This is a genomic window from Streptomyces soli (assembly GCF_003999195.1).
GTDB classification, from domain to species: Bacteria; Actinomycetota; Actinomycetes; order Streptomycetales; family Streptomycetaceae; genus Actinacidiphila; species Actinacidiphila soli.
In genome coordinates, this window is the sequence record NZ_RJVR01000331.1 from 44,094 (window position 1) to 64,238 (window position 20,145).

Here is a 20,145-nt window from a genome sequence, read left to right on the forward strand (position 1 = left end):
GGCCGCTGCGCCACTGTGCCGCCGGCGCGGCGTGGCCGCGGCGTTGCGTGCCCTGGCACTGGGGGCACGACGCTCCGGACGACGCATTCGTCGACGTGGAAAACGTGCTGCTGTACAACATCGGAGCCGCGGCTACGGGCATCTGCTGGGCCGGCCTGGTCTGCCGGCGCGGCGGTAGCCGTGGCTAGTGGCCGGTGCCGGGAGGAGTTGGAGTGGCAGTGGCGCCTGGCGTCTGCGTCGCGGATCAGGGCAGGTTCACCGTGGTGAGACTGCTTGCCGGAACGCCGGCCAGTGCGCCTTCGATGGCACTGCGCCAGATCGGTCCGGCCAGGGTGCCGCCGAAGGCTTGGCCGACTACGGTGCCGCCGATGCTCTGGCCATCCAGGTCCTGGGGGCTGACCGAATCGCTGACGACGGTCGCACCGGAGAGTTCGGGGGTGTAGCCGACGAACCAGACCTGCTTGCTCGCGTCCGTGGTGCCGGTCTTGCCGGCGCTGTCACGGTCGGTGAGGCCGGCGGGCTTGCCGGTGCCGTCCTGGACGACGCCCTTGAGGATGGTGGTGATCGTGTCGGCGGTCGTCGGAGACATGACCTGCGTGCAGCCGGCCTGTGGGACGGGCAGGTTCTTCCGGTCCGGTGTGGTCACCGAGGTGATGGCGGTCGGGGCGCAGTAGGTGCCGTGGTTGGCGAACGTGGCGTAGACGTTCGCCATCTCCAGCGGGGTGAGGTCGTTGCTGCCCAGCGTCATGGACGGGACCACGCTGAGCTTCTCGCCGCCCGCCTGTGCGGTGATGCCGAGTTTGTTGGTCATGGTCGCCACGTTGCACAGGCCCGCGTCCGCCTCCAGTTGCGCGAAATAGGTGTTGACCGACTGGGCCATGGCGGCCGGCATCGCGAACGGGCCGACCAGCGATTTGCTGTCGTTGTGCACCGCGCCACCCTTCGGATATCGGCCGCCCGCGCAGTCCGTCATGGCGGGCCACGGCATGGTGTAGGGGGACGGATAGGTCTGCGAAGGCTGGATCCCGTTCTCGATGGCCGCTGCGGCTACGATCGGCTTGAAGGTGGATCCGGTCGGAAAGCCCAGGCCGCCGCCCATCGCGGTGCCGACGTTCAGATTGATCTCGGTCTGGTGCGTGCCGACGCCGTACGGACGGCTCTGCCCCATGGCGATGATGTTGCCGGTGCCAGGCTGCACCAGCGTCATGGCGGTGGCGGCCTTGTCGGAGGCGTACACGTGAGAGGTGACCGACTGCTGCAGGGCGCTCTGCGCCTTCGGGTCCAGCGTGGTGTGGATCTGTAGGCCGCCCCGGCTCCACAGCGCCTGGCGGACGGCCGCGGTCTTGCCGAAGGCCGGATCGCTGAGGATGGTCTTCTTGACGTAGTCGCAGAAGAAGCCCTCGCCCTGCTGTGCGGTGATGCAGCCCTGCTGCGGCGTGCTGACCTTGAGTTTGATCGGTGTGCCGATCGCCTTCTTCGCCTGGGCCTGGGTGATGGTGTGGTATTGGGCCATCTTGCGCAGCACCGTGTCACGGCGCTGCTGGGCGAGGTTCTTGTCCACGATCGGGTCGTAGGCGGACGGCGACTGGACCAGGCCGGCCAGCAGTGCGGCCTGCGGCAGGGTGAGGTCCTTGGCGTGGACGCTGAAGTAGCGCTCGGCCGCCGCCTCTATCCCGTACGCCTGCTCACCGAAGAAGGTGATGTTCAGGTAGTTGGTGAGGATCTGGTCCTTGCTGAGCGTCTGCTCCAGCTTGATGGCGTAGCGCAGTTCCTGGATCTTGCGTCCGAGGGTCTGCTGCTGTGCGGCGAGCACCGCCTGCTGGTTGCTGCCGGCCTGTTCCACGAAGACGTTCTTCACGTACTGCTGGGTCAGCGTGGACGCGCCCTGGGAGACTCCGCCTGTGGCCGCGTTCGTGTTGAGTGCCCGCAGCACGGCCTTCGGGTCGATCGCTCCGTGCTGGTAGTAGCGGTTGTCCTCGATGTCCACGAGGGCTTTGCGCATGATCGGGGCTATCTGGTTCTCGGGGACGACGGTCCGGTCGCGGTCGTACACGGTGGCTATCAGGCCGCCGTTGGCGTCGTATATCGAGGAGGCCTGGGACAGCGGTGGCGCCGTGAGATCCGCCGGGAGGCTGTTGAAATCCTGCACCGCAGATTTGGCGACCAGGCCCAGCGCTCCCACTGAGGGCAGTGCCAGGCCGGCGACGAGGCCACCGGCCAGGATGCTCAGGACCAGGAGACCAGCGGCGAGCCCGGTCTTCCGTACGGGGGAGCGCTTTTGTGCCATGGGCCCCACTCTACGTAGCCCAGATATGAAGACCTTGTGACACCTCCTGGGTCCTTCGTCACACGACCACCGACGGGGGCCGCGTGCCGCGTCGCATGCAGCGGTCCGTGGCGCCAACGACGCGCCACGGACCGCTGGACGGAGGTAAAAAGCAGGTCAGCCTACGTCGCGACCCAGAGATCGACGTCGCTCTCCAGTTTCGCGCGAGTGTCCCGCAGCCTCTCCTCAAGTCCACGCGGCGGCGCGCCCGTCGTGCTTCCTCCAGTCACTTCGTGGAGAGCCCTTCCTTACAGGGGACGGGCTCCGTCGGTCATCGGTCGGTTCACCGGGGCCGCGGGCTTCGCGGACGCCACGGCCTCCAGCGCCCTGATGGCCTCGCGCACACCGCCCTCTCGTGGGCCCTGTGGACCACGAAGCGTACGTATGTACGTATTCGCTCGGCGGTGACAGTACCCGAATCCCATGGCCGGCGAGGCGCGCGGTGCACTCGGTCCGAGTGACGATGGTGGTCGGCCGCGGCGGGCGCATCAGCTCGGCACCCGGCACCGCCCCGAGCCCGGCGGCTGTTTCGTGATCGGCGACCAGGCAGGGCAGGCAGCAGTGACACATCAGGGCGTGGGTGCCGGCGATGCGGCCTCCCATGCAAACCCGTCCGGGTCGGTGAAAGGCCCGGCATCGCCACCGATCATGAGCCGGTGCGATCCGGTGCCGTCGGGAGAGACGCCGGCGTCCTTGGCAAGGGCACGGCGCCTGTACAGCGCCAGCTTGACGGGACTCGACCCAGCAGCGAACTCGACGTACATGCGGCCGAAGCTCTTCGCCACGGCAAGGCCTTGGTCGACGTAGAACCGCTTGCTCGCGGCCACGTCTGCGACTCCCAGCAGGAGCACGATCTCGTCGACCCGCCGGGTGGCAGGGCCGGTGTCCTTCTTCGCCGAGGTCGCGACCTTCCAGATCGTCCCGTCCGGGGCTTGTACGACACCGCCGTAGCCCCAGAGCGACTTCGCGGCAGGCTTCAGCGGCGTGGCGCCGGCGTCGAGGGCGGCGTCGATGAGGCTGTTGACGGTGGCCGGCTGGGACACCGTGAGCGCCAGCGTGAACCCGCGGAAGCCGGTTGTGGGTGCCTCCAAGGCCCGCAGGCGTATCTGCGTGTCCAAACCGAAGGCGGCGGTGTAGAAGCGTTTGGCGGCCGTGGGGTCGGCCACGTCGAGGGTGACGGATTCGATGGATGCCATGGCCGTCACGCTAGTTGCGGCTCGGTGACCGGCGCTTCTTGATTCCTGATCGGTCTTGTCACCTGCTTTGCCACACACGGCGGCATCCCCGCCGCAGCGCCCGTTGCGCGGCGCCGGTAGGCGCTGGGCGGCATGCCGACCAGCTCGGTGAAGCGGGTGCTGAAGGTGCCCAGCGATGAGCAGCCGACCGCGAAGCAGACCTCGGTGACGCTGAGGTCGCCACGACGCAGCAGCGCCGTCGCGCGCTCGATGCGACGCGTCATCAGGTACGCGTACGGCGACTCGCCGTAGGCCAGCCGGAACTGGCGGCTGAGGTGCCCGGCGGACATGTTCACGCCGCGGGCGAGCGCCTCGACGTTCAGCGGCTGCGCGTACTCCCGGTCGATCCGGTCGCGGACGCGGCGCAGTCGCGCGAGGTCGCTCAGGCGCTGCGCCGCGGTGCGTGCGCGCCCCCACGAGGGGTGACACATGAGAGAACTCCTTTTCATCGATGTCCGCGAGCACCTGGGTTGCATGCCGAGGTAGGCGGCGAGGTGCTCGGTGGCGATGACCGGCTTGCCGGAGTCGACGAGCCGGTCGAGCAGGCCGAGCAACTGCTCGACGGCGGCGGGATGGAGGCCGGTGCTCGGCTCGGCGAGGATGTAGACGCCGCCCTTGTGGGAAGCAGGCGTGCGCGCCTCGGCCTCGGCGGCCGACATCGCGAGCACCTCTGCGATGGTGCGGCCGCCGAGGGGGTGGTCGAGGACAGCGGCCTGGAAGCGCTGGCCGCCGTATTCTCGCAGGTGGTCGCGACGCCGGCCATCATGGCCGAATCGATGACCGGACGGCTCAGCGAAGCTCCTGGATGCGGACCAGGTTGCCCGCGGGATCGCGGAAGGCGCAGTCGCGGATGCCGTACGGCTGGTCGGTCGGCTCCTGGACGACCTCGGCGTCGCCGGCCTGCACCTTCTCGAAAGTGCCGTCGAGGTCCCGGGTGGCCAGCAGGATCCAGCCGTAGGTACCCTTGGCCATCATCTCGACGATGGTGCGGCGCTCGTCCTCGGTGACCCCAGGGTCGGCGGCCGGCGGCGCCAGGAGGATGGACGTGCCGGGCTGCCCGACGGGGCCGACCGTGATCCAGCGCATCTTGCCCTGTCCGACGTCGCTGCGGACCTCGAAGCCGAGGGCGTCGCGGTAGAAAGCCAGGGACGCGTCCGGGTCGTCATGCGGGAGGAAGCTCGTGTGAATGGTGATGTCCATGACGATCATGCTAGGTGCGCCTCCGTGACCCGCGCTTCTCGATTCCTGATCGATCTGGCCACCTGTTTCGCCACACACGGTCGCATCCCCGACGTCGCGCGCACCGCCTGGCGCCGCGTCGCCCAGGATCTCCTCAACCGTCTCCCGGGTGATCACAAGCCGGGAAACGCCTCCTCCGCAGCCATCAGTCGCCGGTTCAGCTCCGCGTTCTGCTCCCGGGTGCGCTCCACCCGCTCCCGGGCCGTAGCCTCCCGACCAGACAGCTTCTCCCACTGCCGACACAATCGCTGTGGGGTACAGCGAAACACGGAGACGTCGGCCGCTGGGTATGTTCTTGCTTTTCGACGGGAACTGGCCCCGACCCGAAAGGGTCCGCGTCGAGCGTACAGCACGACGCGGACCGTCCGGCTGGAGGTGAAAGACCAGGTCAGCCGACCTTTCGGAACAGTCCCTCCTGCATCACGGAGACCAGCAGTTGGCCCTGGCGGTCGTAGATCTGGCCACGGGCAAGCCCACGCGCTCCCGTCGCGATCGGTGATTCCTGCTGGTAGAGGAACCACTCGTCGGCCCGGAAGGGGCGGTGGAAGCACATCGCGTGAGCGCCGACAGTGGCTGCGATTATGGTTCTGGCCTGCTCTTTTTCTGTCATGAAGCGTTCCGCGTCGGGTACCCGGCACGCTATGGGCACACTTTGGTGATTCTGCCCATGCCGTCCGAGCAAGCTCTACGCGACCCCTGTTCCGGCGAACCCGCAGGACATTCCTCCCGCCGCACCTCGATCAGCAAAGCCTGCCCGGGGTTGAGGGTCGGCATGGGTACTCCGGCGACTGCCAGCACGGCCCCCGGCAGTTCGATCCAGCCCTGTACCGCTTCGGTGAGCCAGGCCGGGCTGCTGGTCTGGTGGAAGGAGGGCAGGCCGAGGTCGGTGCGTACCCGTACCTGGTAGCGGGTGTCGGCGGCGAGTCCGGGCAGGCGTACCCGTCCTGACTGGCCTTCGGGTGAAGTCGTCAGGCGCGCCCAGCAGTAGAGGGCGGCCGACCCGTCGTGGGCGACCACGCCGTGCAGCAGCCGGGCCTCGTCCTCCAGGTCGGCGCGGACCGTACGCCCGCCGTGCAGCAGGGGGCGCAGTTCGCGGTAGAGCGCGGTCCAGGCGGTGAGCCGGGCCAGCTCCTCGGGCAGGCACAGGGTGATGTCCTGCTCGATGCCGGGGTGCCCGAACAGCGCGGTGGTCAGCCGAAAGGCGTCGGAGCTGTTCCGGGCGGTGGTGTGGCTGGGCGAGGGGCCGAAGTGGGCGCCGATCAGCTCGGGCGGCAGGAGTTGGGCCGTCCAGCGCTGGATGGACTGGCGTTCCACGGGGTCGTTGCAGTCCGAGGCCCACACCCGGTCGGTCCTGGCGAGGATGCCCAGGTCGATCCGGCCGCCGCCGCTGGCGCAGCTCTCGATCTCCAGACCGGGATGGCGTTCCTTGAGCGCGTCCAGCAGCCGGTAGAGGGCGTCCACCTGTGCGTGCGCGGCTGGGCGGTCGTCGGTGCCGTGTACCGCCTCGTGCAGCTCGCGGTTGTGGTCCCACTTCAGGAACGCGATGCCGTACGTGTCGACGAGCCTGTCGAGGGACTTGAGCAGGTACGTGAACACCTCGGGGTTGGCGACGTCCAGAGCGTGCTGGTTGCGGGCGGAGGGGCCGACGCCCGCGGCCGGGCCGAGCACCCAGTCGGGGTGCTCGCGGGCCAGGTCGGAGTCGCGGTTGACCATCTCCGGCTCGACCCACAGCCCGAAGTCCATGCCGAGGGCGCGTACGTGGTCCACCAGCGGGCCCAGCCCGTCCGGCCAGACGCCGGGATCGACCGTCCAGTCGCCGAGCCCGGCGTTGTCCGCGCGGCGACCGGAGAACCAGCCGTCGTCCAGCACGAAGCGCTCGACGCCGACCTCGGCGGCCCGGTCGGCCAGCCGCAGCAGCCGGTCGAGGTCGTGGTCGAAGTAGACGGCCTCCCAGCTGTTGAGGACGAGAGGGCGGGGCGCGGACGGGTGGTTGGGCCGGCCCCGCATCAAGGTGTGGAAGCGGTCGGCGAGGCCGTCGAGTCCTTCGGCGGACCAGGCGAAGTGGCAGGCCGGGGTGCGGTAGGTCTGACCGGGCGCGAGGCGGATCTCGCCCGCCCGCAGCAACTCGCCACCGCCGAGTACGGAGGCGTGGGTGCCCGCGCCTTCCGGGAGCTGCTCGACGAGGTAGCGCTGGTCGCCGCTCCAGCCGACGTGCACCCCCCACACCTCGCCGGCGCCGAAGCCGAAGCCGGGCACGCCGACGGCGAGCAGGTAGGGCGAGTCGAGGCCCGGCTTGCCGCGCCGCACCTCGCGGGAGTGGACGCCGTGGGCGATGGTCCGCCGCTGGGGCGAACGTTCCCGGCTCCACTTGCCGGTGAAGTCGAGGATCTCGGTGGCGCGTCGGGGCAACGGCAGAAGCGTGAGGACCTGCGCGAGGTCGTACGGCGCCGGATCGCCCTCGGTACGGCGGGTGATTCCCGAGGTGACGGAGAGAACCCCGGAGGGGTCCAGCGTGTAGGTGAGGGTGATGTCGAGGTCGGAGGAAGCGTCGGTCAATTCGACCTGTATCTCGCCACTGCCGTCCGACTCCTGACGATAGGTCGTGCCGGTCGTAGTGAGCCGGGGGGCGGCAGCGGTGCCCGCGAGGTGGCCGTGGTGGGCGGGGGTGCCCGACCAGCCGTCGGCCTCGGTGGGCCACACGGTGAAGTGGCGAGGGACGTCCACGGAGTTGTTGAGAATCGCGGGCTCGGCGGTCAGGCTCAGCGCTGCGAAGTCCGCGTCGGTCAGCTCGCCGAGGTCCGCGCCCCAGTGGAGGACTCTGGGCACCGGCTCGGTGAGTTCCACGGCGAAGCAGGTGCCGGCCGCGCGCAGGGAGATGATCCGCGCGGGGGTGGTGGGCATGGAGAGACCTTTCCTGATCCGCGGCCGGACGTGCGGTGGGTAGGCACCTCCGGCCGCAGAACGTCAACAGACGCGGTGCGTCAGTTCTTCTGGGTGAGTACGGTGTGGCTCTGGCTCTGCATCTGTGCGAAGACGCTGTCGCTCTTCTGACCGGAGAAGTACGCCTCGAACAGCGGCTCGACCGCGGCCTGCAGGGCCGCACCGTTGTGGAGGTCAGGGGCCGGGTAGAGGATCTTGTTCTTGAGCATGTCGGTGAACACCGACAGATCGATGCCCTGGGTCTTGAGAGCCTTCGCGGAGGCGTCCATGGAAGCGGGGATGGACGGGAGGAAGGTGCCGGTCGTCGACGCCTTGGACTGGCAGGTTTCCGAACCCATGTAGGAGACCCACTTCCAGGTCAGGTCGGGGTTCTTGGTGCCGGCCCAGATGTTGTTGCCATTGGAGTTGCTCATCACGGAGCGGGTCTTGCCGTCGGGGCCGAGTGGGGTGGGGGCGATGCCGACCTTGAGGTTCGGGATCTTGGCGAGGGTGGATGCCTCCCAGGAGCCGCTGGTCTCCATGGCGACCTTGCCGGAGGAGATCAGGTCGATGTCCGAGGCGACGGTCGACCCGAGCTTGGGCGCGTACCCCTTGTTCACCAGGGTACGGATCCAGTCCATCGTCTTCACGAACTGCGGGTCGTTGTAGTTCAGGGATGTGGGCCAGCTCCCGTTGTTGGTCAGCCGCCAGCCGGTGGTGGAGATGAAGGGGCTCCAGGTGGTCTGGCCCAGGAAGTCCTTGGCCGCCATCTGGCCGAAGCCGTACGTCTTGATGTGGTTCTTGTCGAAGCCGGGCTGGTCGCCGCGGCGGCCGCTGGTGTCCACTGTCAGGTGGGCGATCATCTTGCCGATGGTGCCGCCGTCGTCGGGGTTCCAGTTGAGCGTCTCGACCTGCTGCTGGGTGTAGCCCGCCTTGGCGAGCATGTCGGCGTTGTAGAACAGGCCGGCCGCGGCCCAGTCCAGCGGCAGGCCGTACTGCTTGCCGTCGGTGTACTTCCACGAGTCCACCCCGACGGAGAAGCGGGACAGGTCGAAGTTGTCCTTCTTGATGTAGCTGTCCAGCGGCAGCAACTGGTTCTGGTCGGCGTACTGCTGGAGGTACGTGACGCTGTCCTGGAAGGCGTCGGGCGCGTTGCCCGCGACGAACCCGGCGGTGAGCTTCGTGAAGTAGTCCGTGACGCCGTACTGCGAGATCTTCACGGTCACGCCGGGGTTGGCCTTCTCGAAGTCCGTCGCGCAGACCTTGTACGCGGCGGCCTGCTTGTCGTCCCAGGTCCACCAGTTGACGGTCTTGGAGCCGGAGGCGGAGCTGGAGCTGCTGCCGGAGCAGGCCGAGACCACGGCGGCCAGGGTGAGGGCAGCGCCCAGCGTCACGACCTTGCGAACTCTCGTCATTTCTTCTTTCACTTTCTTTGAGTGGGTCGACTGTCCAGAAGAGCGGTGAGGAGGTCAGCGCACTGGACGGCCTTTGGGCGGCTCTGGGCCTGTGCCCTGGATCAGGGCGTCGAAGGCGGCGGCGACAGCGCCGCCGCGAGTGCCGGAGCACTCGGTGGACTCGTCTACTTGATGCCGGAGAAGCCGATGGAGTTGACGATGCGTTTGCCGAAAGCGAGGAAGAGGAGAAGCATCGGCAGGGCGGCGATGAGGGCGGCGGCCATCAGTCCGGCCCAGTCGGGGGCGGCTGTCGGCGAGGACTGTTTGAACACGCCCAGTGCGAGGGTCAGCGGCTGCACGTTCTGGGAACTGGTGACCAGCAACGGCCAGAAATAGTCGTTCCAGGCGTTGACGAACATCAGCAGTGAAACCGTCGCGATCGGTGCGGATGACATGGGCAGGACGATCCGGAAGAAGATCCGCACTGGTCCGGCGCCGTCGATGATCGCGGCTTCCTCGATCTCGCTGCTGAGCCCGAGCATGAACTGCCTCAGGAAGAACAGCGTGAACGCCTGGAAAAGCCCCCCGGGCAGGATCAGCCCGCCAAAGGTGTCTGTCAATCCAAGGTCTTTGATCAACACGAAGTTCGGCAGCAGCATGAAGACGCCGGGAACCATCAGGGCGCTGATGAGGACGTTGAAGACGAGGTTGCGGCCGCGCCAGTGCAGCCGGGAGAAGGCGTAGGCGCCGGCGGAGGAGAACAGCACGATCAGGACGGTCTGGCTGGTCGCGTAGATCACGGAGTTGCGCAGGTACAGGGGGATGTCGAGGGAGGCGCCGGAGCCGCCTTGGGCCTGGGCCTGCGCGGGGGATGCGATGCCCAGGGCGCGTTCGAAGGCCCCCCAGGTAAAGCCGACCGGCAGCGGCGAAGAAGGATGACTTGCCAGCAAGTAGTTGTTGGACAGCGCGGTGCGCAGGATCCAGTAGAACGGGAAGAGCGTGATGACCACGACGACGGCGAGGTACGTCCACGCCACGATCCGGCCGGGCGAGAGCTTGCGGGACCGGCTTGGGGAACTCGGGCGCTGCCCGTTCCGCGTGGGTGCGAGGGTGACGGCCATGACAGCCTCCTTCAGTTCAGGTCGGATTCGTTGGCGCGGGCGAGCCGTAGCTGGGTGAAGGTGACCGCGATGAGCAGGGCGAACAGGGCCAGCGACATGGTCGCGGCGTAGCCGAAGTCGAACTGGCTGAAGGCCTTGTTGTAGATGTACATCTGCAGCACGTTGGAGGCGTTGGCCGGGCCGCCCTTGGTGGTGACCTGCACGATGTCGAAGACCTGGAAGGAGTTGATGACGGTCAGCACGACGACCATCACCAGGATCGGGCGCAGCAAGGGCACGGTCAGGCGGCGGAACATCTGCCACTCGCCGGCGCCGTCGACCCGGCCGGCTTCGTAGATGGTCGGCGGGATGGTCTGCAGGCCGGCAAAGATCAGCAGGGCGTAATAGCCCATCCACTTCCAGACGCTGATCGCGGCGAGGGCGGGGATCGCCCAGTTGCCGCTGCCGAAGAAGTCTATGGAGTGGCCGGTCAGATGCTGCAACGCCATGTCGATAATGCCCAGTTGGGGGTCGAGCATCCATTGCCACACCAGCGCGGCGATCACATTGGAGATCAGGAACGGCAGCAGGATGACGCCGCGCAGTGCCGAGGAGCGGGTGACCCGGTGCAGCACCACGGCCGTCACCAGCGACACCAGCGTGCCGAACACCACCGACAGAATGACGAAGTACACCGTGACCCACAGCGAGTGCCAGAAGACGTCGTCGTGGATCATCTCGCGGAGGTTGGCCAGGCCAACCCAGTTCGGCGGGGAGAGGACGTGGAAATCGGTGAAGCTGAGGTAGATCCCGCGGAAGGTCGGGTAGGCGTAGAAGATCAGGAAGCCGACGACCGACGGGATGATGAGCAGCAGCGCGACCGGCAGGTCCCTGCGGCGGGCCGCGGCCGACCTGGTGGGCGTGCCCCGCCGCACCTTCGCAAGCTTGCCGTCCTTCTTCGTGAGCGGTGAGGTGGCCGTGGTGGCCACCGCGCCGGCTGCGCCGGACGGCGGTTTCACCGGCGTCATGTGGTTGCCCTGGGGTGTGACCACCACGGCACTCTCCTTTGCGTGTTGTGGTGTTGCGCGTGCAGCGGGTGAGACGATGAGGGCGAGTCAGATGGCGTTTAGCCGTGTCCGTCCGATCACGAGCGGCCCTTTCGCCGCCCCACCCAGCCTGGCGGCTGGGGGAGGGCCCCAGGCGCGGCCCCCGGCGTTGCCGAGACGCCCGAACAGAGCCGCTGTGCAAGCGCTCCGGCGCCTTGCGATGCACCGTGCCTGGGGTTCCCCCAGTCTTCGGCCGGGGGAACCCCACCCGGCGTCCAGCTGGGGGAGCGACGCCTTGACCACCCGTGATCGGCCGGACTCGGCGTTGTCAGACGGTGAGCTTGTCGATGTCGGGTGCCCAGTCCGTCGGGTTGGTGAAGGTCAGGGTGTTGCTGCCTGCCTTCAGAGGAATGGACACGGTGATGGACTGCGCGGTGTCCCAGGTGTTTTCGTTGGTGCCGGACAGCGGGACCTGGATGGTCTTGTCGCCCACGGTGATGTCGATGATTCGGCTGGAGTCGCCGTCGACGTAGTCGAGCTTCATCAGGTAGGTGCCGTCTTTGGGCGCGGTGACGTTGTTGACGGCTACGGAACCCCAACTGAGATTGGTGACCTTCTTGCCGCCGGAGCAGCCCGAGCAGTCGACGGCGCTCGCGCTGCCGGTGAGGGTGTTGCCCGACGCCTCGGCCTCGTAGCCGGTCGGCCCGCCGTCCGCCGGCGTGGTGACGGCGACGGCCTTGCTCGGGACGGACCTCCGGCCCTTGGCGTCGTGCGCGACGACGGTGAAGGCGTAGTCGGTGGCCGCGCTCAGGCCGCTGACGGTGGTGGAGGTGCCGCTGGTGGTGGCGACCTTCGTGCCGTTCGCGTAGACGGTGTAGCCGGTGGCGGGTGAGGTGCCGGTGTTCACCTTGTCCCAGGCCAGTGACACGCTGCTCGCGGTGGAGGCGGTGCCGTGCACGGCGAGCGGGGTGCCGGGCGCGCTGCTGCTCTTCGGGGTGAACGTGAACAGCCGCGAGCCGTGCGCCGGGAGGTTCTCGGTGAGGCTACCCGAGACGCTGCCGAGGTTCTTGTGGCTCCACAGGTCGCGTACCGACGCCTTGCCGCTGATACCCAGGTCGGAGAAGTCCGCGGTGACGTCGATGGAGCCGGCCCCCAAGTTGAACAGGGCCACGGTGTAGCTGCCGTCGGCGTTGCGGGCGTACCAGACCTGTTGGTCGCTGGTCTGGCTGACCGGTTTGGCCGGGTTGCCGGCCTGGTCGACCGCGATGACCTCGTCGTTGGTGAGCAGCGACAGGCCGTACGAGTCGAGCTTGGTCAGGTCGTCACCGGAGTACAGCGGCGCGGACTCGATCGCCCACAAGGTGGCGTAGCTCTGCCTCTCGGTATCGGTGATGCCGTCCATGGCGCCGACGCCCACGTCGAGGGCGTCGAGGTTGTTCCAGTGGCCGGGGCCCGCGTCGGGAATCCACTGGACGACGTCGTTCCAGCGCCCCTTGACGGAGTTGTTCCACGTCACCAGCGAGTTGCAGTAGCACTCGACGTCGGTGTCGACCCGCCAGCCGTTGGAGTTGGCCTTCCACACGTCGGCCTGGGTGTGGCTCAGCGACCATGACAAGGTGAGCTGGATTGGGCGGCCCGTCTGCTGCAGCGCCGTGTGGAACGCCTTCACATCGGAGGTGTTGTCGTGGGCCGCGTCGCCCTGCCACGAGCCCGGGCCCACACCGTCGACCTTCAGGAAGTCCACGCCCCAGTCGGCCAGTTCATCGGCGACGGAGTCGATGTACTTCTGCGAGCACGGGTTGCTGAAATCCATCTGGTACGCGGATGTCCACCCATTGGTCTTGCGTAGGTCGGGGTAGACAACGTCTGCGGTCGTGCAGCCGGGTGCGTTGTAGATCGGGGTCTTGCCGTCGTTGTACGCCCCGGGGTCGAGGCCGACCGCCAGATAGAGGCCAAACTTGAGGCCCTTGGCGTGTACGTAGTCCCCCAGGGACTTCATGCCGTCGGGGAACGTGGAGCTGTTCGCTATCGGGCGGCCGTACTGGTCGAAGCCGTTGGTCCAGCCCGCGTCGACGTTGACGTACTCGTAGCCGTGTGACTTCAGCTTCGAGGCCATCACGTCGGCCTGCTGCTTGATGTGGGCCTCGGTGAGCCAGCTGAACCCGCCGTAGCCGGGGTAGCTGGTTGCCTCCAGGCTCCAACTGCTCCAGCCCATGTACGGCTTGGCGGCCAGGACAGATGTGTCGCCGTGGCCCTCACTGACGTGAGAGGGTGCGGCCGCGGACGCGGCGGTCGGCACTGCGAACGACGCCGCGAGGGCGGTGGCTGCGATGACGGGCAGGGTACGTAGCCTGATGCTCTTGGATCGCGGTCTGTGGTGTGACGAATATGCGGGTCTTGCTGGACGAACCATGGGTTAACTCCATCTCGGCGCGAAATGGCACAGCGGGCCCCTGACGAGTCCCTGTAGTGCCCATGCACGGTCAGCCGCATGACGAATTGGTTGGCTGGGGCAGTTCGGGCCTGCCCCCGTACCCCTCTCAGTGGTGGTCGTCCCGGAGCACCACCGGAGGGTGACAACAACGCGGTCGGCTGGGCAGGAAACCGGCTGCTACCTGCATCGGAGGACCGTCTCATCCACCTGAAGCGAGGTGCGGCGAATGTAGTCAGGGTTTCCTTCCAGCGTCAACATATTGCGCAACACGAATGATGAATATTCGTCAAAGGAATGAGTCCCCACTGGCCGGATAGTGGATGAAGAAGCCACTATCCGGGCGTGACGGAACGGCTTTCTTATTTTCCGGTGGAAATGTATTGTCGCCGAATGATGTTCGCCGACCAGCCGCCCGCGGCCGCCCTGGTCTTCCAAACCCTGCTCGCCCACGGCCCCCTGACCCGGGCCGAGGTCGGCCGCCGTACCGGGCTGTCGCCCGGCGCGGTCACCAAGGTGGCCACTCGCCTGCTGGCCGACGGCTGGATCACCGAGCTGGGTCGGCCCGCCGTGGAGCGGGCACACGGCCGCCCCGCCACACTGATCTCGGTACGCGCGCGGCGCGCCCGCTTCTTCGGCGTGAAGGTCACGGCGGACGAGCTGATCGGCGTCGTCACCGACCTCGCCGCGCAGCCGCTCGCCACCGCCCGGGCCGCCTTCGCCTCGCGTGATGTGGGCACCGTCGTACTCGCCATCGCCCGGCTGATCGAGCGGCTGCGCAGCGACGTGGGCGCGCTGGAGGAGGGCGTGGTGCACAGTGCCGGCGTCACCATCTCCGGGGACGTGGACGGGCAGAACGGCATCGTGCAGTACTCACCGTTCCTCAACTGGCACCGGGTGCCGCTCGCCCAGCTCGTCGAGACCGCCACCGGCATCCCGACGGTGATCGAGAACGACGTACGGGCGCTGACCGTCGCCGAGCAGTGGTTCGGCGCCGGCGCCGGCCTGTCGTCCTTCGCGCTGGTCACCGTCGGCGCCGGCATCGGCTGCGGGTTGTCCATCGGCGGCCGGGTGGTGTCGGGTGCGCACGGGGTGTCAGGGGAGCTCGGACATCTGCCGGTCGGTGGCAGCAACCGCGTATGCACCTGCGGCAACACCGGTTGCGTCGAAGCCGTCGCCTCCACCCACGCCGTCACCGAACAAGCCCGCCAGGCCAGCGGCAACCCCACCCTGACCATGGACGAAGCAGTCGGACTCGCGCACGCCGGCGCCCCCGCCGTACGCGCCGTCTTCTCCCGGGCCGGACACGCCCTGGGACTCGCACTGGCCTCCGTCGCCAACCTCATCGGCCCCGAACGCATCATCATCTCCGGCGAGGGCGTGGCCCCCTACGCCCTCTACGAGGACCAGATCCGGCAGACCTTCGGCGCTCAAGCGTTCGGTGCGGCCGCCGACTGCGACCTTGTGGTCAGGCCGCTGCCCTTCGAGGAATGGGCCCGCGGCGGGGCCGCGGTCGCCGCCCAGCACCTCTTCGCCCCCACCAATTGACGCTTCCGGATTACGTCCGCCCTCCACATCTCGTCTGGTCCGGCGAACCACCAACACCGCCGGCCGTCCGGTTCCATCACCTCCTGGAAAGTGCATGCCATGCTCAACCTTGCTTCCGAGTGGATATCCCGCATCACCGACATTCCGTCCGGCGCTCTCTGGTACGCCCGCCCGGCCACCCGCTGGTTCGAGGCGCTCCCCATCGGCAACGGCCGCCTCGGCGGAATGGTCTACGGAGGTACCGACCGGGAGAGAATCCAGCTGTCGGAGTCGACGGCGTGGTCCGGCGAGCCGTCGACGTCCGATGTGAGCCCCACCGCACAGCAGTACCTCGCGCACATCCGCGAACTTCTCTTCGCAGGCCGCCATGGGGCGGCACAGCGGCTCGCCACCGAGCACCTCCTGGGCAGGCCGGAGTCGTTCGGCACCAACCTGCCCCTGCCCGAGGTGCATCTGGAATTCCTCTCCGAGACTCCGGTCCGGGACTACCGCCGGACCCTGGATCTGGACACGGGCGTCGCATCCATTACCTACGAACAGGACGGCGCACGCATCACGCGCGCCGTGCTCGCCTCGAATCCGCACGGCCTCATCGCGGTCCGTCTCACCGCCGACCGGCCAGGCTCGATCGGATTCTCCCTCGCGATCCAGGACGGGGTGATTCCCGGACGCATCGTGGCCACTGACACCGGCGTCGTCCTTCGCGGCCATGCCTATGAGAACCTGCACAGCAACGGACAGCAGGGTGTCGCCCTGGAGATCCATACACGCCTCGAAGCCGAGGGTGGATCCGTCCGCTGTGTTGACGACACGCTGCACCTGGAGGGCGCGGACTCGGCAGTGGTCTACGTCGCCGTCGGTACGAGTTGGGCGGGCGACGATCCGGCGTCCCGGGCGAACGCACTCCTGTCAGCGGCCCTGGACGCCGGGTACGCGGCGGTCCGCGCCGCGCACATCGCGGATCACCAGGGCCTGATGCGACGGGTCTCCATTGATCTGGGGAGTGCACCGGCGGATGCGGCGGCTCTGCCGACCGATGAACGCCGTGCCCGGTTCGCCTCTGGGGAAGCCGATGACGGACTCGTCGCGCTGTACTTCCAGTTCGGCCGCTACCTGACCGTAGCCGGTTCCCGCCGTAACTCACCTCTCCCGCTGGCCCTCCAGGGACTCTGGAACGATGGTCTGGCCAGCAGCGCGTCCTGGACGAACGACTTCCACCTCGACATGAACACGCAGCAGAACTACTGGGCGGCCGAGCCGACAAACCTCGCCGAGTGCCAGGAGCCGCTGTTCCGCCTCATCGAGACCACAGCCGCACACGGGCGTACGACCGCCACAGCGCTGTACGGCGCCCCCGGGTGGGTCGCGCACACCGTCACCAACGCCTGGGGCTACACCGCACCCGGTTCGGGCATCGGGTGGGGCTTGAACGTGACGGGAGGGGCCTGGATCGCCCTCCAACTGTGGGAGCACTACGAGTACGGAGGCGACGAGGTCTTCCTGCGTGAGCGCGTGTACCCGGTCTTCCGGGAGGCCGCCGAGTTCTTCCTGGCCTATCTGGTGGCGGAGCCGGAACACGGCTGGCTTGTCGCCGGCCCGTCGGAATCCCCGGAGAACTGGTATCTGGCGCCTGACGGCAGCCGGTGCTCGATCTCCATGGGATCCACCGCCGACCGGGTCTTCGTAGAGGCCGTGCTGCGTATCTGCGCCGAGAGCGCTGAGCTACTCGATGTCGATGTCGAGCTCAGGGCCCGGATCGCTTCGGCGCGCCGCTTGCTGCCGCCGTTCCAGATCGGGCGGCACGGACAGCTGCAGGAGTGGCTGCACGACTTCGAGGAGGCCGATCCCAGCCACCGCCACACCTCGCATCTGAGCGCTCTCTTCCCGGAACGGCAGGTCACGCCGCGGGACACGCCGGCCCTGGCACGTGCCGCGGAGGTCACGATCGAGCGCAGGCAGCAGGCCCCAGGCTGGGAGCAGACGGAATGGGTCGAGGCTAACTTCACCGTCTATTTCGCCCGCCTGCTCAAGGGCGACCAGGCCCTTGCGCACCTCACGAACCTGATCACCGACGCGAGCGAGGCCAACTTGATGTCCTACTCCGCCGGCGGGGTGGCCGGGGCGGCGCAGAACATCTACTCCTTCGACGGCAACGCGGGAGGGACCGCCGGGATCGCTGAGATGCTGCTGCAGTCCGATGGCGACCAGATCGAACTGCTGCCGGCACTCCCGGCGAGCTGGCGGGACGGGTACATCTGCGGACTGCGGGCCCGCGGAGGCTTCACCGTCGATCTTCGCTGGCGCGACGGGCGCCTTGACGCCGCGCGTATCCAATCCTCCACCGCCGGAAGCACCCGACTGCGCTACGGCCAGGAGATCATTGAGGCGACGCTCGACAAAGGGGAAGCGGTTGTCGTCAGCTTGAGCTGACGACAACCGCTTCCCCCGATGGTCACTGGGCGATCTGACCGCCAAGTGGAATGGATGCCGTCACACCGTCCTGGTGCCTCCCACTCCCGGAATCTGCCAGCGGGCCCTTGCGGACGGATCGATGGCGGTCGAGGCGCCGGGACTCTGCGGGCGCTCCATCAAGCCTTCGCGGACGACACTCCGCTCGACGAACGCCTCCTGGGTCCACGGGATGAACTCGATGAGGGGAGGCACTTCGGACAGGACGGTGCCCACCAGGTGCTGGTGCACCTGCATCATGTCGCCGGCGTGTGGAGCCAAGCGCAGTCCTCTCGACGCTGCATGGCTGGCGATCTGCAGCCACTCCGTGACGCCGCCGACGCGGGTGACGTCGGCTTGCACGACCCGAATGGCGTCCGCCGCCACGAAGGAGGCGAACTGGTGGTAGGAGTAGATGCTCTCCCCGGCAGCGACATCCAGCCGGGTCGACGCCTGCAGGCGGGCGTGCGCCTGGAGATCGTCGGCGTGGAACGGCTCCTCGACCCAGTCCATCGCCACTTCCTCAAGGGCGGGCATGATCTTGTTCGCCGTCGACAGGTCCCAGCGCTGGTTGGCATCGCACATCAGCGTGACGTCGTCTCCGATCGCCCGGCGGACGGCACGCGCCCGTCGTGCGTCCTCCCTCCAGTCGGGGCGGCCCACCTTGATCTTCACCCGGGACCATCCTCGGTCGATCAGCGACGTGAGGTCCCGGACCAAATCGGCATCGGTAAGGTTGAGCCAGCCCCCATCGGTGTTGTACGCCTCGACGCTGTCCGGTGTCCCGCCGAGAAGTCGCCACAGGGGCACGCCCGACCGCTGCGCGGCGAGGTCCCACAGGGCGATGTCGACCATCGCCAAGGCCATGTGGATGACGCCGGCCCGGCCCATCCAATGCGTCGGCAGCCAGTAGAGGCGCTTCCAGGTGCCCAGGATATCTTCCGACGAGGTGTCGAGGAGAGCGTCGGCGTAGTACGAGGTGATCACGTCGGAGAGGAGCTCAGGGGCGCAGTGGATACCGGAGATCCCGGTCCCGACACGGCCGTCGGCGGTGCGGATCTCCACCACGGGCACTGTCCAGTGCGCCAGGGCGGCCGTGGCGTCGGCGATGGGCCTCTTGAGGGGCACGGCGAGGGCGTACGTCTCGACGGACGTGATCACGGCACCGTCGTCGCCACGCAGGAGGTCGGCGCCGTGCGCGGACAGGAGCCCGCGGGCGGTACCGAAGGGAGTCTGATCGGTCATTCCTCCAGTCGGCCATGGCGGCTGGGGCTCGTCAACGCCGAGATGCGGATGCGGGTGATCTGCCGCGCAGATGTCACCCCGATGGATACTTGCGCCGACAGTCGTCTAACTGTTGCGCTGAGGAGGTTTCGTAAATGGCACTTGAGCTGGCGTGGCTGCGCACGTGGGTTGAAGTCGTGGACGCCGGCGGCTTCACGCGAGCAGCCGAGCACATGCACTTGTCGCAGCCGCGGGTCTCGGCGCACATCGCGAGTCTCGAACGCGAACTGGGATGCTCTCTGATCGAACGCCGGATAAGACCGCTCACCCTCACCGACGACGGCCGTGCCTTGCTCTCCAGAGCTCGGGCCGTCCTCGCGGCCGCCGACGAACTGGTCACTGCGCGCCAGACCGACCGCGGAACCATCTCGGGAACCGTAAGCGTCGCGAGTTTTGCCAGCGGAAGCTCCGAATTTCTCCCAGGCGTCATCACCAAGCTGTGGGAAGAGCATTCGCAGATCCATGTCGCGGTGCTCGACGGAGATGTCGGCTTCATCGAGGCGGCACTGTCCGAGCGTCGGGTTTCGGTGGCGCTCCGTCCGATCCGGCCCGAGCCTCACGATCAAGCGTTCACCATGCGGCCGCTGTGGCGAGAACCGTTCGTCATGCTCGCGCCGACCGGCCACCCGCTGCTCGAAAAGAGCGAAGTCGACCTGCGCGATTTCGCGAATCAGCGGGTAATCACCATTGGCAATCCGCTTGCTAACACGGTGGTCGGCTATGAGGCCGAAGTCGAGCTGAGCGTAAAGGACATGGTCGCCCCCTACGGCACCATTTCCCATCAGCCGACCACACTCGGCGCCATGGTGCGAGCCGGACACGGTATCGGAATCATCAACTATCTGGGTGCGGTGATGATCCAGCGTGAGGGCATGGAAATGCGGCCCATCCGCGACCTTAACCGATACCGGGATGTCGGCATCTGGTGGCATTCGGAACGTCCCTTGGGCGCGGCTGCCCAGGCGTTTATCCGCGCGGCTATCCGAGCACCTCGGCCAGAGGGCACAACGGCTATTCCGCCGCCCTGAATCACCCTGCACTATTCGCAGTGCGGATATCGGCCATCCGTGACTCACCATTGACGTGGTCGCTGTCCCGGGCGAGGTTGGTCCGCAGTAACCTGCAACCGGACAGAAGCGCGGTTGTCGGCTGTGGAAAAGCAAAGGACGGAGTCG

The 20,145-nt window shown here is 67.6% G+C and carries 13 protein-coding genes and 1 pseudogene; 3 read left to right on the top strand and 11 right to left on the bottom strand.

All coding sequences use genetic code 11. From position 1 onward, the window contains the following. Positions 1–244 precede the first annotated feature (244 nt). From EFK10_RS39560 to EFK10_RS39610, 10 genes and pseudogenes are all read right to left on the bottom strand, one after another. Complete coding sequence (locus EFK10_RS39560) at positions 245–2,287, bottom strand: transglycosylase domain-containing protein (protein WP_127360479.1); 2,043 nt, start codon at positions 2,285–2,287, stop codon at positions 245–247. 608 nt (positions 2,288–2,895) lie between these two features. Then, on the bottom strand, positions 2,896–3,522 hold the full coding sequence (locus tag EFK10_RS39565) for a VOC family protein (RefSeq protein ID WP_127360480.1): 627 nt from the start codon (positions 3,520–3,522) through the stop codon (positions 2,896–2,898). 5 nt (positions 3,523–3,527) lie between these two features. Beyond that, on the bottom strand, positions 3,528–3,992 hold the full coding sequence (locus EFK10_RS39570; RefSeq protein ID WP_127360534.1) for a helix-turn-helix transcriptional regulator: 465 nt from the start codon (positions 3,990–3,992) through the stop codon (positions 3,528–3,530). Between the two features lie 358 nt (positions 3,993–4,350). Beyond that, positions 4,351–4,761 (bottom strand): VOC family protein, encoded by a 411-nt coding sequence (locus tag EFK10_RS39575; protein WP_127360481.1) that lies wholly within the window; start codon positions 4,759–4,761, stop codon positions 4,351–4,353. 427 nt (positions 4,762–5,188) lie between these two features. Further along, positions 5,189–5,359, bottom strand: a pseudogene (locus tag EFK10_RS39585) (acyl-CoA thioesterase); the annotation flags it as partial. Positions 5,360–5,439: 80 nt separating this feature from the next. Beyond that, entirely contained in the window at positions 5,440–7,701 is a 2,262-nt protein-coding gene (locus tag EFK10_RS39590; RefSeq protein WP_127360482.1) for an alpha-galactosidase, read from the bottom strand. Positions 7,702–7,781: 80 nt separating this feature from the next. After that, entirely contained in the window at positions 7,782–9,134 is a 1,353-nt protein-coding gene (locus EFK10_RS39595) for an ABC transporter substrate-binding protein (protein ID WP_127360483.1), read from the bottom strand. A gap of 164 nt (positions 9,135–9,298) precedes the next feature. Continuing rightward, a complete protein-coding gene (locus EFK10_RS39600; RefSeq protein WP_127360484.1) occupies positions 9,299–10,234 on the bottom strand; it encodes a carbohydrate ABC transporter permease in 936 nt (311 codons plus the stop codon). A gap of 11 nt (positions 10,235–10,245) precedes the next feature. Further along, entirely contained in the window at positions 10,246–11,268 is a 1,023-nt protein-coding gene (locus EFK10_RS39605; protein WP_127360485.1) for a carbohydrate ABC transporter permease, read from the bottom strand. Positions 11,269–11,587: 319 nt separating this feature from the next. Continuing rightward, positions 11,588–13,672 (bottom strand): fibronectin type III domain-containing protein, encoded by a 2,085-nt coding sequence (locus EFK10_RS39610; protein ID WP_127360486.1) that lies wholly within the window; start codon positions 13,670–13,672, stop codon positions 11,588–11,590. 411 nt (positions 13,673–14,083) lie between these two features. On the opposite strand from EFK10_RS39610, the gene EFK10_RS39615 reads away from it, so the two are divergent. Further along, entirely contained in the window at positions 14,084–15,238 is a 1,155-nt protein-coding gene (locus EFK10_RS39615) for an ROK family transcriptional regulator (protein ID WP_127360487.1), read from the top strand. Positions 15,239–15,337: 99 nt separating this feature from the next. Beyond that, positions 15,338–17,668 (top strand): glycoside hydrolase family 95 protein, encoded by a 2,331-nt coding sequence (locus EFK10_RS39620; RefSeq protein ID WP_127360488.1) that lies wholly within the window; start codon positions 15,338–15,340, stop codon positions 17,666–17,668. Positions 17,669–17,728: 60 nt separating this feature from the next. On the opposite strand, the gene EFK10_RS39625 is transcribed toward EFK10_RS39620, so the two are convergent. Continuing rightward, a complete protein-coding gene (locus EFK10_RS39625; RefSeq protein WP_127360489.1) occupies positions 17,729–18,931 on the bottom strand; it encodes a mandelate racemase/muconate lactonizing enzyme family protein in 1,203 nt (400 codons plus the stop codon). Between the two features lie 134 nt (positions 18,932–19,065). Between EFK10_RS39625 and EFK10_RS39630 the strand changes: the two genes are divergently transcribed. Continuing rightward, positions 19,066–19,998: a LysR family transcriptional regulator gene (locus EFK10_RS39630; protein WP_127360490.1), complete on the top strand. Its 933-nt coding sequence runs from the start codon at positions 19,066–19,068 to the stop codon at positions 19,996–19,998. Positions 19,999–20,145: the final 147 nt, after the last annotated feature.